Annotated in this window: 14 protein-coding genes; 5 read left to right on the top strand and 9 right to left on the bottom strand. The window is 60.4% G+C overall.

Annotated elements, in window-relative coordinates; translation table 11 throughout:
- Nucleotides 1–88 precede the first annotated feature (88 nt).
- Nucleotides 89–628: an ATP--cob(I)alamin adenosyltransferase gene (locus BN1128_RS15490; RefSeq protein ID WP_042870344.1), complete on the top strand. Its 540-nt coding sequence runs from the start codon at nt 89–91 to the stop codon at nt 626–628.
- Nucleotides 629–727: 99 nt separating this feature from the next.
- Here the strand turns inward: BN1128_RS15490 and malZ are convergent, their stop codons facing one another.
- The 9 genes from malZ to BN1128_RS15445 all read right to left on the bottom strand — a co-directional run bounded on the left by malZ (nt 728) and on the right by BN1128_RS15445 (nt 9,586).
- The gene (malZ, locus tag BN1128_RS15485) at nt 728–2,557 is read right to left on the bottom strand and encodes a maltodextrin glucosidase (RefSeq protein WP_042870342.1); all 1,830 of its coding nucleotides are present in this window, start codon (nt 2,555–2,557) and stop codon (nt 728–730) included.
- A 5-nt stretch (nt 2,558–2,562) separates the two neighbouring features.
- Nucleotides 2,563–3,411, bottom strand: coding sequence for an HDOD domain-containing protein (locus tag BN1128_RS15480; RefSeq protein WP_042870340.1), 849 nt, complete (start codon nt 3,409–3,411; stop codon nt 2,563–2,565).
- A gap of 70 nt (nt 3,412–3,481) precedes the next feature.
- Nucleotides 3,482–3,901 carry an META domain-containing protein gene (locus tag BN1128_RS15475; RefSeq protein WP_042870338.1) on the bottom strand — a complete coding sequence of 140 codons (420 nt, stop codon included), beginning with the start codon at nt 3,899–3,901 and terminating at the stop codon, nt 3,482–3,484.
- A gap of 507 nt (nt 3,902–4,408) precedes the next feature.
- Nucleotides 4,409–5,770 (bottom strand): molecular chaperone, encoded by a 1,362-nt coding sequence (gene yegD, locus BN1128_RS15470; protein WP_042870336.1) that lies wholly within the window; start codon nt 5,768–5,770, stop codon nt 4,409–4,411.
- 177 nt (nt 5,771–5,947) lie between these two features.
- Nucleotides 5,948–6,937, bottom strand: a complete 990-nt coding sequence (locus tag BN1128_RS15465) for a 2-hydroxyacid dehydrogenase (protein ID WP_042870335.1) — start codon at nt 6,935–6,937, stop codon at nt 5,948–5,950.
- Between the two features lie 77 nt (nt 6,938–7,014).
- A complete protein-coding gene (locus tag BN1128_RS15460; RefSeq protein WP_042870333.1) occupies nt 7,015–7,464 on the bottom strand; it encodes a CreA family protein in 450 nt (149 codons plus the stop codon).
- A 58-nt stretch (nt 7,465–7,522) separates the two neighbouring features.
- A complete protein-coding gene (locus BN1128_RS15455; RefSeq protein ID WP_042870331.1) occupies nt 7,523–7,969 on the bottom strand; it encodes an Mpo1 family 2-hydroxy fatty acid dioxygenase in 447 nt (148 codons plus the stop codon).
- 191 nt (nt 7,970–8,160) lie between these two features.
- Complete coding sequence (locus BN1128_RS15450) at nt 8,161–9,015, bottom strand: type 2 periplasmic-binding domain-containing protein (protein ID WP_042870329.1); 855 nt, start codon at nt 9,013–9,015, stop codon at nt 8,161–8,163.
- 184 nt (nt 9,016–9,199) lie between these two features.
- Entirely contained in the window at nt 9,200–9,586 is a 387-nt protein-coding gene (locus BN1128_RS15445) for a TraR/DksA family transcriptional regulator (protein ID WP_042870327.1), read from the bottom strand.
- Between the two features lie 467 nt (nt 9,587–10,053).
- Here BN1128_RS15445 and BN1128_RS15440 point away from each other — a divergent pair, with 467 nt between their 5' ends.
- From BN1128_RS15440 to BN1128_RS15425, 4 genes are all read left to right on the top strand, one after another.
- Complete coding sequence (locus tag BN1128_RS15440) at nt 10,054–11,385, top strand: glutamine synthetase family protein (protein ID WP_042870325.1); 1,332 nt, start codon at nt 10,054–10,056, stop codon at nt 11,383–11,385.
- A gap of 174 nt (nt 11,386–11,559) precedes the next feature.
- Nucleotides 11,560–12,921 (top strand): aspartate aminotransferase family protein, encoded by a 1,362-nt coding sequence (locus tag BN1128_RS15435; protein WP_042870323.1) that lies wholly within the window; start codon nt 11,560–11,562, stop codon nt 12,919–12,921.
- A gap of 54 nt (nt 12,922–12,975) precedes the next feature.
- Nucleotides 12,976–14,073 (top strand): polyamine ABC transporter substrate-binding protein, encoded by a 1,098-nt coding sequence (locus BN1128_RS15430; protein WP_042870320.1) that lies wholly within the window; start codon nt 12,976–12,978, stop codon nt 14,071–14,073.
- 140 nt (nt 14,074–14,213) lie between these two features.
- Nucleotides 14,214–15,275: a polyamine ABC transporter substrate-binding protein gene (locus BN1128_RS15425; RefSeq protein ID WP_244464599.1), complete on the top strand. Its 1,062-nt coding sequence runs from the start codon at nt 14,214–14,216 to the stop codon at nt 15,273–15,275.
- Nucleotides 15,276–15,283 lie beyond the last annotated feature (8 nt).

The following is a 15,283-nucleotide window of genomic DNA, read 5'->3' as shown; positions in this document are numbered from 1 at the left end:
CGCCATCGCCCGGTTCAAGCCATAAGCTGCCGTTTGCCAGCTCCTCCGGGGGCTGGCAAACTGGCTCTTTTCCCAATCCGGTCAGCCCATGAACCCGAATCCCAAGAAGCCAAGAGACAAGCGCGAGCTCTGCTACCCCTTTATCTTCGAAACCCAGTTCCAGTGTGATTACGAGATAGCAACCGACGAGCTTTGCTGTCAGGTAGGGGCCGTGCTCGCCCAGCTGCCTCCGGAAGAGGAGACCCGCGAGATGGTGGCCGACCTGGGGGCCCTGCAGCGGCTTATCTACAACCTCAATGGCTCGGTACGTGGCAAGCTCGGTATTTTTGAAGAGGATCTGGCGTGGCTGAAAACGCGGTATGACCACTACAACGAGGCGAGCCGTGGCCGGGTCACGGGTTTCGTGCTGCCCCAGGGGCCCCAGCCCATTCCCACCCTGCATCTGTGTCGCTGCGGCAGCAAGAAGGTGGTGCGGCTGTTGGTGCGCCTCGAGGAGAGCGGTGTCCGCTTCGATCCCATCCTCTATCGCTTCGCCAACCTGCTGGCCAACTTCTTCTTTGTGCTGACCGTCTACCTCAAGCAGTTGTGGCAGGTAGAAGAAGTGCCCTACGTCAGCATCAATTACTGATTGCGGCAGGCAACGGCTCTGACGCCATCACGGATTGAACGGAATAAAAAACCGGAGCCTTGCGCTCCGGTTTTTTATTTTCAGCGCGCAGCTGCCCGCTCAGCTGGAGAGCAGCACTCTGGCCGAGTTGGCGGGTATGGTCAGTTGTACCTGTCCCTGCACCACTTCGTACTTGTCGCCGTTGAAGGCATCGGTGAAGCGGCTGGCGGGGCTGGCGGTCTGCCACAGGGGCAGGTTGATGGTGCGCGGTTCGGTCGGATGGCGGTTGCAGGCCACCACCACCTGATCGCTTTGCAGGGTGCGGGCGAACACATAGCTGTGCGGGCCGGCGTAGAGGGTCTGGATATCGCCACGGCGCAGAGCAGGCCGCTGCTTGCGGATTTGGATCAGTCGGCGGTAGTGATCGTGCAGCACGTGATCCCAGGCAGTGGTCTCCCAGGGGAAGCAGCGACGGCAATCCGGGTCGTTGCCACCCGAGAGCCCCACCTCGTCACCGTAGTAGATGGACGGCACGCCTATGTAAGTGAGCAGCAGGGTGGCAGCCAGGGTCATGCGCTGTTTGTCTTCGCCCAGCAGATGCAGGAAGCGGGCGGTGTCGTGGCTGTCTAGCAGGTTGAACTGGGCCAGCTGGTTCTTGAACGGGATATGGGCCCGCGCCAGCTTGAGCCAGCTGTCCAGCTCGTCGGCGCTGATCCTGATGGGGTGATAGGCGATGTCCTGCCCGGCCAGGAAGGCGCGGATCGGGTGGGCGAAACCATAGTAGTTCATGGCGCCATCCTCCTGATCTCCCTGCAGCCACTGGCTTGCCTCGAAGAAGTGCTCGCCGAGCACATAGGCATCCGGGTTCTCCTGCTTCACCGCGCCGCGAATGGCACGCACATGGCCGCGATTGCCCTCGGCGGTGCCCCGCTCTCCCAGCATATGGATGACGTCAAAGCGCCAGCCGTCGATCTGGTAGGGCGCCCGCATCCAGTAGCGCAGTATGGCGTCATCGGCCCGGTAGACGGCGTCCTGCACCTGTTCGCTGGCAAAGTCGAGCTTGGGCAGGCTGCGAATGCCCTTCCAGCTGACGTAGTCCCCTTCGTTGTCAAAGGTGTAGAAGCTGCGCCACGGCGAGTCCGGGTTGCTCTGGGCGCCCTGTGGCGGGCAAAACCAGGGGTGCTGGGTCGAGGTATGGTTGACCACTGCATCCAGAATGATCTTCATGCCGCGCTGGTGCAGGTTGCGGGTCAGCTCGGCGAACTGCGCGTTGCTGCCGAGGTGCGCATCCACCTTGAAGTAGTCCTGGGTATCGTACTTGTGGTTGCTCGGCGAATCGAAGATGGGGTTGAGGTAGAGGGCCGTGACCCCGAGGGATTGCAGGTAATGCAGCTTGGCATCGATGCCCGCCAGATCCCCGCCGTAAAATTCACAGGCGCCGTGCCCCTCTTCGTGACGGCTGACTGGCTCGCCCCACGCCTTGCTGATGACCGCCTTGCCTCTGTACTCATATTCGTGATGTGTGACGCTGAGCGACGGATCACCGTTGCAGAAGCGGTCGGGAAAGATCTGGTAGAACACCTGATCCTGCACCCAGGCCGGCGGCTGGTGCAGGCTGTTGAAGCGAAAGTGCTGCTCCCGAGGTGGCATGGCGGAGCTGACGCCGGCGCCGTGCAGCCACCACTGCTCCTCATCGGTCAGGCACTTGAAGCAGTAGAGGTGGATATCCTGTCCTTTGGCCAGCGGCAGAGTCGCCTGCCACACCTGCAACCTGTCCCTAGTGGAGACAGGCGTCATGGGCACCAGATACTCCTCGTTGTCCGGCTCGTGGCGCAGCCACACCTCGCGGATCGGGGCATCCAGCGCGCTGAACAGGGTGAGGTGCAGGGTGTCGGCGCTCTCTTTGAACCAGGGCGCCACCTGGGGATGAAACAGAAATGGATGAGTCATGATGCTTATTGAGTCAGAAGGTCGGCGAGGGCATTACCCTGTTCGTGAAGCGTTTCGAGCTGGCCTGCCAGTGACTTGGGATCCAGCCCCAGCTGATCGGCGAGCGGCTTGGGGAAGCGGGCTATGATGGCCTGGGCGGGCACGCCCGCATTCCAGGCGAAGGAGATGAAGACGGCGAGCCGGATCAGCACCGCCTCCTTGCTGACCGGATCGTGGGAGAGGGGATCCAGCTGCTGGGAGATGGCATCGACGAAAGCTTCCGACAGGTTCCAGCGCCGCGCCAGCTCGGCACCGAGCTGGGCATAGTCGTAGCCCAGCATCTCACGCTGAGCCTCGACCCGGCTGCTGCCCTTCTGGATCGCCATGTTGATGAGCTCGGCCTCTTCCGGCAGGGTGCTCTGGATGAGCAGCTCACCAATGTTGTGGATCAGAGCGCAGGTGAAGGCGGTCTCGGGGTCGAGCACCTTGGCCTCCTGGGCCAGCGTCTTGGCGATGGTGGCGACCTGGAAGGTCTCGGTCCAGAACTTGTTCTTGTCGAAGCTGGGGGGGGCCTTGAAGCTGCCTATGATGCCGGAGGCGACCACCACGGAGCGCAGCCGGTTGAAACCGAGGCGGATCACCGCCTGTTCGATGGAGGTGACCTCATTGCCGCGGCGCAGGGCGGCCGAGTTGGCCATCCGCAGCACCTTGACGCTGATCACCTGATCCATGGCGATCTTGGCCGCGATCTGGTCGATAGGGGCGTTTTCATCGTTGAAGCTCTGCATCAACTCATGCAGCAGCTGCGGGATAGTGGGGAGTTGTTTGATCTTGTCAAACAGACGATCCATCGACATGGCTGAGACAGCCTCCATTGCGAGCACTGCCTCATATTGTGCCACAGGCGGGGCACATGTTCCTGTTTGTGATGCCTGTTTGTGAGCGCTAGTGCACCCAGTCGCGCAAGGTGTACTCCAAACGGTGCCTTTTCCCTTCCAGGATCAGGGTCTGGGTGGTGCCGCTCAGAGTGGCGCCGTCGGTCAGCGTGGTGATGACGGCCTGCTCTATGGTGGCGAGTTGCGCCTGACAGGCCATCTCTGTGCTGCCCAGGCTGGTGACCCAGAATCTGTCACCCTCGAGGTGTCCCTGGCCAAAGTAGCGATTGCAGCCGGCGATACCGTTGACGGTGAAGTGTTCACCAATCTCGAAATCGGGCGGGTTGTCGCGAGAGGCTTTGATGGCCTGGCCATCCAGCTTGTCTAGCACCCAGTGATGGTGCTGCAACTCTTGCTGGACGAACGAGGGAGTACTGCTGCAGGCGCTGAGCAGGATCAGGGCGAGCAACAGTAGCAAGAATCTGGGCATGGAAGGGCTCCAATAGTGGGAGCGACAAGCATACCTCTTGCGCAGCCCTTGGGGCAGGGCGAGGGGGGCCGCCCCCGACCGCTTCTGTCGCCCTGCTGGTCAGCCCGGTGTCGTTAAATGGCAACACTTGCGGGCTGGCGGGAGATGTTCGATGCCAACAAGACGACAGGAACCCATATCGCTCTGCATCAGTGGTTGAACAGGCGTTCGGCGTAACGGGCCAGCCCTGCAGCCATCAGACCGAAGTCATCGCCACCCTCTCAAGAGGAATGGCGGGCAACGTTCGGCATTATGGTCAGCGGTTGAACAGGTGCTCGGCGTAACGGGCCAGCCCTGTAGTCACCGAGCCGAAGTCACCACCAGCCTCAAGAGGAATCGTGGGCAACGTTCGGCATTATGGTCAGCGGTTGAACAGGTGCTCGGCGTAACGGGCCAGCCCTGCAGCCATCAGACCGAAGCCATCGCCACCCTCTCAAGAGGAATGGCGGGCAGCGTTCGGCATTATGGTCAGCGGTTGAACAGGCGTTCCGCATAACGAGCTAGCCCTGCCGCTACCGAGCCAAAGTCATCGCCTCCCTCAAGAGGAATCGTAGGCAACTTCTGGCGAATGAAGGCGGCAATGAGCGGCGAACGGGCGCTGCCGCCGGTGACGAAGATGCGGTCAGGCTGCACACCCGCGGCGGCAATGGCTTGGTCCATCAGCTCGCCAATCTTCTCCAGCAGCAGGGCCGAGGCGTTGGCCAGCTGCTCGCGATTGAGCTCAGCCTCCAGTCCCTTCTCCAGCTCGCTCAGAGACTGGTGATTCGATTCCTGCTCCGAGAGGGCGATCTTGCCCTGCTCGGCGCGCCACACCAGCTGGTGGCTCAGCTTGTGGGCCCGCAGATTGGCGAGGCGACCCAGCTTGCTGCCTGGCTGGCTGTCGAGCTGCAGATCCTGCAGCTGACGAGCGGTATCCAGGCTGTAGAAGCGGCCCTGGGCACTGACGTCGTTGATGGCGGCCGCATCCCAGAACAGCGGGTGGGGCAGCGGTTTGCCGGTCTTGAGAATCTCGTGCATGCCGAGCAGAGGCATCATGCCTTCCACCGTCAGGCGGATGTCGAAGTCGTTGCCGCCGATGCGCTGGCCGCTGTGGCCGAGCAGATCGCCGCTGCGATCCAGCTGGTTGCGATGGCTCGGACCCATGCGCAGCATGGAACAGTCCGTGGTGCCGCCGCCGATATCCACCACCAGCACGACGGCGTCCTCGTCGAGGCGCGCCTCGAATTCGAAACCGGCTGCCACGGGTTCATAGAGGAACTCCACCTGCTCGAACCCGGCCAGACGGGCCGCCTCGGTCAGGATGGCGATGGCCTGGCTGTTGCTTTCCTCCCCGGCCAGCCCCTGGAAGTTGACCGGGCGACCGATTACCGCCTGGCGGATCGGGGCGCCAAGCTGCTGCTCCGCCTCGCGGCGTACGTGCAGCATCATGGCGCAGACTATGTCTTCGAACAGCGCGATCTGGGGGGCCTTGAGGCCGTAGGCGCCGAGGAAGGATTTCGGCGACTTGATGTAGTAGCCATCGTCCGGCTCCTCCAGATAGCGCTCCAGCGCCGCAGCGCCGAAGCTGAGTTCGTCGATCAGCCCCTCTTCCCGCATCTGGCGGCGCACGGCCTGGGCCCGGGTGACTACGGGGCCGCGCAGTTTGAGGTATTCCGCCTGCTGGGCAGGGGCCAGCCCTTCGGCCAGGAGACCGGCGATGGCCTCTCTGTGAGGCGCGTGCAGCGTGGAGGGGAGATAGCGGGAACCGCCCAGAGTCAGCAGCCTGGGGCTGCCTTGTTCCATCACGGCGACGGCACAGTTGGAAGTACCGTAATCAAATCCGATAAACATGGGCAGCCAGACTCCTGAATAAAAAAAGGCAGGTAGCCTACCCGATGACGTCGGGTCTCACAACCCGGCACCCCGGATATTGAGGTCGCAGGGGAAAATACATAAGGGGGAGCATGTCTGTGTGGAAAACAGAGGGAATGGCTCCCCCTGTTGTTCATGGCTACGGGTGCGAGAGGATTACTCCACCTCGTTGTCGCTATGGCCACGGCTCTCTATGGCCTTGAGGTTGCCGAGGGTGGTATCGGCGATGGCGTGCAGCGCCTCGCGGGTCAGGAAGGCCTGATGGCCGGTAAACAGCACGTTGTGGCAGGCCGACAGACGACGGAAGACGTCATCGGTGATCACCTCGTTGGACTTGTCGGAGAAGAAGAGATCTTCCTCTTCCTCGTAGACGTCCAGCCCCAGCGCACCGATGCGGGAGGTCTTGAGCGCCTCGATGGCTGCGTTGGAGTCGAGCAGGCCGCCCCGGCTGGTGTTGATGATCATCACACCATCCTTCATCTTGGCGAACGCTTCCTTGTTCAGCAGGTGGTAGTTCTCCTTGAACAGCGGGCAGTGCAGGCTGATGACGTCGGACTGGCGGAACAGAGTGTCGAGATCCACGTATTCGGCCCCAAGCTCGATGGCCGCCTGATTCGGATAGGGGTCACTCACCAGCAACCGCATGCCGAAGCCCTTGAGGATGCGCAGGGTGGCGATGCCGATCTTGCCGGTGCCGATAATGCCAGCGGTGCGGCCGTGCATGTTGAAGCCGACCAGGCCTTCCAGCGAGAAGTTGGCATCGCGGGTGCGCTGATAGGCCTTATGTATGCGGCGGTTGAGGGTCATCATCAGCCCCACCGCGTGTTCGGCAACGGCTTCGGGGGAGTAGGCGGGCACCCGCACCACCTTCAGCCCCAACTCCCTGGCGGCGACCAGATCCACGTTGTTGTAACCGGCGCAGCGCAGAGCGATCACCTTGGTGCCGTTGGCGGCCAGCTCGGTCAGCACCTCGCGGTCGGCATCGTCATTGACGAACAGGCACACCACCGGGAAGCCGTGGGCCAGCCGGGTTGTCTTGGCCTCCAGCCGCACGTCGAAGAACTCCAGCTCGTAACCGTACTGGCTGTTGGCCTGATTGAAGTGGTCCTTGTCGTAGCTCTTGGTACTGAAAACGGCGACTTTCATGGTGCGCTCTCCGCAAATAATGATGTAGTTAAATTACAACAAATAAGGCACTTCATCACGGCTTAAATGGCGGCCTCTCAGCCCCACGGCATGATGGGGACCGCGCTCACTGCGCTTTTATACGAGCCATCCACCAATTTGGTGCTGTAGGTCAGATAGACAAGTGCATTGCGCTTTTCGTCGTAAAAACGCACCACTTTCTGCTCCTTGAACACCAGTGAGGTGCTGACGTCGAACACCTCTTCCCCCGCCTTCAACTTGGCAGGCAGCGTGATGGGGCCAATCTGGTGGCACGACAAAGAGGCGTGAGAGGGGTCTTCCGCCAGCCCCAGTCCGCCCTTGACGCCACCGGTTTTGGGGCGAGCTAGATAGCAGGCGACGCCCGCGATGCGGGGATCATCGAACGCCTCCACCAGGATCTTGTGGTTGGGGCCCACCAGCTTGAAGGCGGTGCTCACCTCACCTATGGGATCGGCCTTGTCGGCCAGGGCCGGGCCGGCGAGCAGGGCCCCCAGCAGCAGGGGCAGGACTAAGCCTGTTACTGAGCGTGTGGCGGTATGACATTGTCTCTCCTGTTGGCCTCCCTCAGTAGGGAATGCCCAGACGACGATAGAGGCTGGCCAGCACCCAGGCGGGGCCGATCAGCAGAAATTGCAGGTCGGCGAGGAAGGAGGGGCGTTTACCCTCGATCCTGTGACCGACGAACTGGGCTATCCAGAGCAGCCCGAAACCCACCAGAGCGGGCCAGAGCAAAGGGCCCTGCCATAGCTGACAGAGCACCAGCCCCAGCGTGGTCAGCACTGCCATCCCCACAAACAGGGGGAACGACAGCCGCAGATAGAAGGCCAGCACAGGGATGGCCGCCAGCGCCGCCCAGTTGAGCGAGGGCGGCAGCGGGCCGGTTGGCAGACACCAGAGCAGCGCCAGCGAACAGAGATAGATGCCGGGCACTGCCAGCTTGTGGATTGCCACATTGACGGGGTGCTGGTGGCTCTGGCCGTAGTCGCTGAACCATTCATCGAGTCGTTTCATGGCACCTCCCTGGTGCTGCGGGTTGAAACCTCTGCTGGCTGGCGTCTCCCTGGCCAGCCCAGCCCAGCCCAGCCATTGCCTCTGCGTTTTTCTGCCCTAGCGGCTTGTGCTATGTCACTGCGCCGGGTAATCCCAATGCAGAGGCCGGGGCTCCATACTGCGGTGGATAATCCCCACGGCCCCGGAGCCCATTATTGGGGTGGATAATCCCAATATTGGGCCGGAATACCCCTGAGCAAGGGGGTCATGTCCGGATTGGGCAGCGAAATGGTGACCCGCTGGTTCAGATTGGCGCTGGCGAGGGCCTCACGGATCTTGGGGTTCTCACGGAAGAAGGTCATGAAGCTGCCATCGGCATAGGCTCGTTCCAGTCCGGTCTGGATCGCCTTGGCCAGCTTGGGAGACTCGGGGCTGACGAAGAAGAACTCGGCAAAGGGATAGCGGATCAGCAGGTGCTGATCTATCACCAGATTGGGATATTGTGCCACCAGTTCGCTGCGTTCGGCGAAGATCTCCACCAGATTGCGCGGGAAAAAGTCGAGTTTGTCGCCGTCGTTGATCAGGCGAAACAGGTTGCTGTAGCGCCCGGAATAGGTGGGAATGCCGGCATTTTCCAGGATCTTGTTGTCGGCCCAGCCGACCCCCTGGGCCGCCTTCAGTCGCTTGAGATCGGCCAGCGAGTTGACCTGATTGAACTTCTCCTGGGCGTCGCTGTGGATGAAGGAGAGGCGCAGCCCTTCCAGACCGCGAAATAGCGGGATTGGCACGGCGATGAGGGAGGACTCGAGTGCGCTGGAGGTGCCCATCCAGAACACATTGATGGTTTGGCCCTTGCTCAGCTGTTGCTGCAGGCTGTATTGGTTGAGGTTGAGCTCCACCTGCTGGATGCGAAATGGCTGTTCGGAATGGGTCAGCGCCAGTTCCAGCAGCTTGAGTTGGTATTCCTTGTCGAGATCGTTGATCGGTCGGCTGGGGACCTTGACCGTGAGGGTCTGTGCTTGTGCCAGCAACGGCAGACACAAGCACAGTTTGAGGAACCATTTCACTCTCTGCTCTCCTGTAGATTCCGGGCTTGCCCGGAGTCTAACAGAAGTTGTCACTCTCTTGTGCGACGCCGTGATCAGGGCTCACGTGCAGCTTTTGGTCCGCATTTATCAACATAAACGCCGGTTCCTGCGCTGCACTTTGCCGACGACTTATCGCGACGGCCAGTGACGGCTCTTCGCAGGATCAGGCAACGCGACGATACACGTGGGTATCGTTGAACTCCTTGGTACTCTGGCATTCGACGCAGAAGCGGGACTCAGGTCGAGCCTGCAGTCGCTTGAGGGAGATCTCGTCACCGCAGGATTCGCAGTAACCGAACTCTCCTTCGCCGATACGCTTCAACGCCCCTCTCAGCTTGCGCAGATGCAGCTTGTCATGCTCGATGCGGTTCAGCTCCAGACGACGGGCTTCCTCGATACTGGCACGGTCAATTTCATCTGCCATCTCGTTGGTATCGGTGGCGATGGCCTGGCTGGCCTGGGAGTTGAGGCGATCCTCGAGTTCGAGGATCTGGCGCTCGATCTGCCCCTTGTAAAAGGCCAGTTGGTCTTTAGTCATGAAATCACACATACGGTTTACTACCAGTCAGTTACTAACCCAATTATCCCTGTTTATGGGGGCTGTCTGCCTGCAGACCAAGCCCTGTGTCCTGCATTTGCACCAAATCCAAGCAGGAGAGTGCAAATCAGGGCGGGCCTTGTACCAAAAAAATGCAGGCATGCAAAGCAAATAGGGCAAGGATTGTGCGCCCTTGCAAAAAAATGACCCGATTCGGACAGGGTCTGACTGAGAACATGGGGGATCAGGCCCCCTCGTTGGCACCGGGATTGCAGTGAGCTTTGAGGGCACTAGGGTGTTTAGTATTTGGTGCCGCCATGGTCATTATATGCACCGTTATTTATAGTTTTTTAAACACCACCGCTTGACATTGGCCATAACGGCGGGCTTTTATGGTGGTGTTGATTACAATTTGATAACAAGGGTGTTCCATATATTAGACACCCTTGCCAATGGCAATCGTAAAGTCGGGGTTTAACATGGACAGTATCAAGGGCTGGATGGAGAGCAATCGCATCACGGAAGTGGAGTGCCTGTTTCCGGATTTCACCGGTAATGCCCGAGGCAAGATCATTCCAGCCAACAAATTTTTGCGCGAAGGGGGCATGCGGCTGCCCGAGGTCATCTTCACCCAGACGGTGACCGGCGAGTACCCGGATGACGACAGCATGATAGACCCGCTGGAGCGGGACATGCAGCTCTACCCGGACCCCAACACCATTCGTTTCGTGCCCTGGGCGCTGGAGCCGACCGCTCAGGTGATCCACGACTGTTTCGACATCAATGGCAAGCTGATCGACATAGCGCCGCGCTCCGTGCTGCGTCGGGTCCTGTCATTTTATGAGAAACAGGGCTGGAAGCCGGTGGTAGCCCCCGAGCTCGAATTCTACCTGGTCAAGCGCAACGAAGACCCCGACTATCCGCTGGTGCCGCCCGTTGGCCGCAATGGCCGTCCCGAAACGGCCCGCCAGTCGTTCAGTATCGATGCGGTCAACGAATTCGATCCCATCTTCGAGGACATGTACGACTACTGCGAGGCGCAGGAGCTGGAAGTGGACACTCTGATCCACGAATCCGGCGCCGCCCAGATGGAGATCAACTTCCTGCACGGCGATGCCATCGATCTGGCGGATCAGGTGTTCCTGTTCAAGCGCACCATGCGTGAGGCAGCCCACAAGCACGGCATCTATGCCACCTTCATGGCCAAGCCGATGAGCGACGAGCCGGGCTCCGCCATGCACATCCACCAGAGCCTGGAAGATGTGAACGGTCGCAATCTGTTCGGCACGGAAAATGGCGGCAATACCGAGCAGTTCATGCACTTCATCGCGGGGCTGCAGAAGTACACCCCGGCGGTGACCGCCCTGCTGGCACCGAACGTCAACTCCTACCGTCGTCTCACTTTCGGCGAGAGCGCGCCGCGCAACGTGCAGTGGGGGGTGGAAAACCGCACCTGCGGCCTGCGCGTGCCCTTCTCCGAGGCCGGTGCGCGCCGCGTCGAAAACCGCTTCGCCGGGGCCGATGCCAATCCGTATCTGGCCCTGGCCGCCACCCTGGCCTGCGGCTACCTCGGCATGATGGAGAAGCTGGAGCCGCTGCAGGAGATGAAGTCGAGTGCCTACGACCTGCCCTACAGCCTGCCCCGCTCGCTGGAGGAGGCTCTGAGCCACCTGGAACAGTGCGAGCCCATCAAGGAGATGCTGGGCGAGCGCTTCATTCGTGCCTTCGTGGCGGTCAAGCGCAAGGAGTACGAGACCTACTTCGGGGTGATCAGCCGCTGGGAGCGGGAGTTCCTGCTGCTGAACGTGTGATCCGGCTGCGTGCTTGCCACGCGCCGCCCAGATACGGGGAGGCCAATGACGGCCTCTCCTGCTCATATCGAATCAACACACGGCCCATGAGTGGCAGTGACCGTGAGTGCGCCAGCCGCCCTCACCGATTGACGACAGACTCTCGCTTAAATCGAAGGAACCGAGGAGCAAGCAATGAAGCAGACCACACGTGAGTGGCAACAGCTGGATGCCAGCCACCACCTGCACCCCTTTACCGATTTTCAGGCGCTCAACAAGAAGGGCAGCCGCATCATCACCAAGGCCGAAGGCATCTATCTGGAAGACTCCGAAGGCAAGCGCATCCTGGACGGGATGGCGGGCCTCTGGTGCGTCAACATGGGCTACGGCCGACAAGAGCTGGTGGATGCCGCCACCAAACAGATGCAGCAACTGCCCTACTACAACCTCTTCTTCCAGACCAGCCATCCGCCTGCGGCCGAGCTGGCGACCCTGCTGGCCGAGATCACCCCCTCCCATCTCAATCACGTCTTCTTCACCGGCTCGGGCTCAGAGTGCAACGATACAGTGCTGCGCATGGTGCGCCACTACTGGGCCAGCAAGGGGCAGCCGGACAAGCAGGTGATCATCAGTCGCCACAACGCCTACCACGGCTCGACGGTGGCGGGTGCCAGCCTGGGCGGCATGAAGGGCATGCATGCCCAGGGTGGCCTGCCCATTCCCGGCATAGTGCACATTGATCAGCCCTACCACTTCGGTGAGGGCCAGGGGATGAGTGCCCACGAGTTCGGTCTGGAGCGCGCCCGCCAGCTGGAGCAGAAGATACTGGAGCTGGGAGTGGACAAGGTCGCCGCCTTCATCGGCGAGCCCATCCAGGGCGCCGGCGGTGTCATCATTCCGCCCGACAGCTACTGGCCCGAGATCCAGCGCATCTGCGATCACTACGGCATCCTGCTTATCGCCGACGAGGTGATCTGCGGTTTCGGCCGTACCGGTCACTGGTTCGCCAGCGAAGGGTTTGGCATCAAGCCGGACCTCATGTGTCTGGCCAAGGGGATCACCTCCGGCTATCTGCCGATGGGGGCCGTGATGGTGGGCGACAGGGTCGCCAGGGTGCTGGTAGAGGAGGGGGGGGAATTCAACCACGGCTTTACCTATTCCGGCCATCCGGTGGCCTGCGCCGTCGCTATCGCCAACATTACTCTTATGCAAAACGAAAGCATAGTTAAGCGAATTCATGATAACATCGGCCCCTATTTGCAGCGCCGCTGGGCGGAGCTGGCGGACCATCCGCTAGTGGGCGAAACCCGTGGCAAAGGCTTGGTGGCCGCGCTGGAAATAGTGCAGGACAAACAGACCAACAGCCGCTTCCCAGCTGGGCTGCAGGCCGGTATGACCTGTCGGGAGTTCTGCTTTAACAATGGCTTGGTGATGAGGGCTGTCGGCGATACCATGATCATATCGCCCCCCTTGGTGATCACCGAGGAACAGGTGGATGAATTGGTCAATCTGGCCAGGCTCAGTCTGGATCTGACGGCTGCAAAGCTGAAAGGGTAGGCGAGTGCCGGGCAGGTTGACTTACGCATACAATTTGCTTAGGAGACAAGGACGATGTCTTTCAAAACGGGAATGATTGCCGCTTCTGTGGCGCTGGTCATGATGAGTACCGGGGCGATGGCCGAGGACAAGGTGTTGCACGTCTACAACTGGAGCGACTATATCGCGCCGGATACCCTGGAAAACTTCCAGAAAGAGACGGGCATCAAGGTGGTATACGACGTGTTCGACAGCAACGAGGTGCTGGAAGCCAAGTTGCTGGCGGGCAGTTCGGGTTACGACATAGTCGTGCCATCCAACCCTTTCCTGGCCAAGCAGATCAAGGCGGGCGTGTTCCAGAAGCTGGACAAGTCCAAACTCTCCAATTGGCAAAATATGGATGTCGACCTGTTGAAGGCGCTCGAGCCGAGCGACCCGGGTAACCAGTACTCCATTCCTTACATGTGGGGCACCATTGGCTACGCCTACAACGCCGAGAAGGTGAAAGCCGTGCTGGGCAAGGACGCGCCTGTGGACTCCTGGGATCTGGTGTTCAAACCGGAGAACATGGCCAAGCTGAAGGAGTGTGGTGTCTCTTTCCTCGACTCACCGACCGAAATGCTGCCGGCTGCCCTGCAATATCTGGGTTTCAAGCCGGATAGCCAGAAGCCGGACGAGTTGAAGAAGGCAGAGGCATTGTTCCTCTCCATCCGCCCCTATACCGCCTATTTCCACTCTTCCAAGTACATCTCGGATCTGGCCAACGGCAACCTGTGCGTCGCGGTTGGTTACTCAGGTGACTTGCAGCAGTCCAAGGCGCGGGCGGCGGAGGCCAAAAACGGCGTGACCCTGACCTACACCATTCCGAAAGAGGGGGCTGGCAGCTTCTTTGACATGCTGGCCATTCCGGCCGATGCCAAGAACGTCGAATCCGCCCACATCTTCATCAACTACCTGATGAAGCCGGAAGTGATCGCCAACATCACCAACGTGGTGCAGTTCCCGAATGGCAACAAAGCGGCGACTCCGCTGGTGGATGAGCCTATCCGTACCGATCCGGGTATCTACCCGAACGCTGAGACGCTCAAGAAGATCTACACCTTCCCGGACCTGCCGGCCAAGGTGCAGCGTCTGATGACCCGCAGCTGGACCAAGATCAAGTCAGGCAAGTAAGTGATGAGTACCCCTCCCGGTCCGCAGTTCGGCCGGGAGGGTGGTGACAACCCGACAGGTTGAACGGCGCGTATGGATGCGTAGCTGGCATACCAAAAACATGAGGACTGAGATACGTGCACACAACCAAGATAGTGACTATGGCCCTGGCGCTGGGGTTGGCAAACATGGCCCAGGCAGCCCCTGTGGTTCATTTTTACAACTGGTCCGATTATATCGGCGAGACCACCCTAAGTGACTTCCAGCAGGCAACCGGGATCCAGACCGTCTACGATGTGTTTGATTCCAATGAGACCCTGGAAGGCAAGCTGCTGACCGGACGCACCGGTTACGATCTGGTGGTGCCTTCCAACAATTTCCTGGCCAAGCAGATCAAGGCCGGCGCGTTCCAGAAGCTGGATCCTGCCCTGCTGCCCAATCTGGCCAATCTGGATCCCGTGCTGCTCAAGCAGCTCGACAAGGTGGATCCGGGTCACCAGTACGCCGTGCCCTACCTGTGGGGCACCAACGGCATCGGTTACAACGTCGACAAGGTCAAGGCCGTGCTGGGAGTCGACAAGATTGACTCCTGGGCCATGATCTTCGAACCGGAAAACATGCAGAAGCTGGCCCGTTGTGGCGTCGCCTTCCTCGACTCGGCCGACGAGATGATCCCGGCGGCGCTCAACTACCTGGGGCTCGACCCCAACAGCCAGGATCCGGCCGATCTCAAGCGTGCCGAGAGCCAGTTGCTCAAGGTGCGACCCTATGTGGCCTACTTTCACTCTTCAAAGTACATAGGCGATCTGGCCAATGGCGATATCTGCGTCGCGGCCGGCTTCTCCGGTGACATATTGCAGGCGGCGGCCCGTGCCGACGAGGCGGGCAAGGGGATCAAGATTGCCTACAACATCCCGAAAGAGGGAGGCAACCTCTGGTTCGACATGATGGCGATCCCGGCGGATGCCACCAATGTGAAAGAGGCGCACGCCCTGATCAACTACGTACTCCAGCCCGAGGTGATCGCCAAGGTCAGCAACCATGTGGGCTATGCGAATCCCAATGCCAAGGCGGGAGAGTACATGGACGAGAACGTGCGTGATGATGAGTCCGTCTATCCACCCCAGGCGGTGCTGGAACGGCTGTATGTGCAGCAGGCACATCCCCGTGCGGTGCAGCGTCTGATCACCCGGAGTTGGACCAAGATCAAGTCCGGAACCTAACCTTGGCG

The sequence above is a fragment of the Aeromonas piscicola genome, assembly GCF_000820005.1.
GTDB lineage: Bacteria > Pseudomonadota > Gammaproteobacteria > Enterobacterales > Aeromonadaceae > Aeromonas > Aeromonas piscicola.
This window is presented reverse-complemented; position numbering and strand designations above follow the sequence as displayed.

What these genes read in the sequence shown, in the direction of transcription:
- BN1128_RS15425 (WP_244464599.1), top strand. Translation starts at nt 14,214, where the DNA reads ATGGCCCTGGCGCTGGGGTTGGCAAACATGGCCCAGGCAGCCCCTGTG.
- yegD (WP_042870336.1), bottom strand. Translation starts at nt 5,770, where the DNA reads ATGTTTATCGGATTTGATTACGGTACTTCCAACTGTGCCGTCGCCGTG.
- BN1128_RS15490 (WP_042870344.1), top strand. Translation starts at nt 89, where the DNA reads ATGAACCCGAATCCCAAGAAGCCAAGAGACAAGCGCGAGCTCTGCTAC.
- BN1128_RS15430 (WP_042870320.1), top strand. Translation starts at nt 12,976, where the DNA reads ATGTCTTTCAAAACGGGAATGATTGCCGCTTCTGTGGCGCTGGTCATG.
- BN1128_RS15480 (WP_042870340.1), bottom strand. Translation starts at nt 3,411, where the DNA reads ATGGAGGCTGTCTCAGCCATGTCGATGGATCGTCTGTTTGACAAGATC.
- BN1128_RS15435 (WP_042870323.1), top strand. Translation starts at nt 11,560, where the DNA reads ATGAAGCAGACCACACGTGAGTGGCAACAGCTGGATGCCAGCCACCAC.
- BN1128_RS15475 (WP_042870338.1), bottom strand. Translation starts at nt 3,901, where the DNA reads ATGCCCAGATTCTTGCTACTGTTGCTCGCCCTGATCCTGCTCAGCGCC.
- BN1128_RS15440 (WP_042870325.1), top strand. Translation starts at nt 10,054, where the DNA reads ATGGACAGTATCAAGGGCTGGATGGAGAGCAATCGCATCACGGAAGTG.
- malZ (WP_042870342.1), bottom strand. Translation starts at nt 2,557, where the DNA reads ATGACTCATCCATTTCTGTTTCATCCCCAGGTGGCGCCCTGGTTCAAA.
- BN1128_RS15455 (WP_042870331.1), bottom strand. Translation starts at nt 7,969, where the DNA reads ATGAAACGACTCGATGAATGGTTCAGCGACTACGGCCAGAGCCACCAG.
- BN1128_RS15445 (WP_042870327.1), bottom strand. Translation starts at nt 9,586, where the DNA reads ATGTGTGATTTCATGACTAAAGACCAACTGGCCTTTTACAAGGGGCAG.
- BN1128_RS15465 (WP_042870335.1), bottom strand. Translation starts at nt 6,937, where the DNA reads ATGAAAGTCGCCGTTTTCAGTACCAAGAGCTACGACAAGGACCACTTC.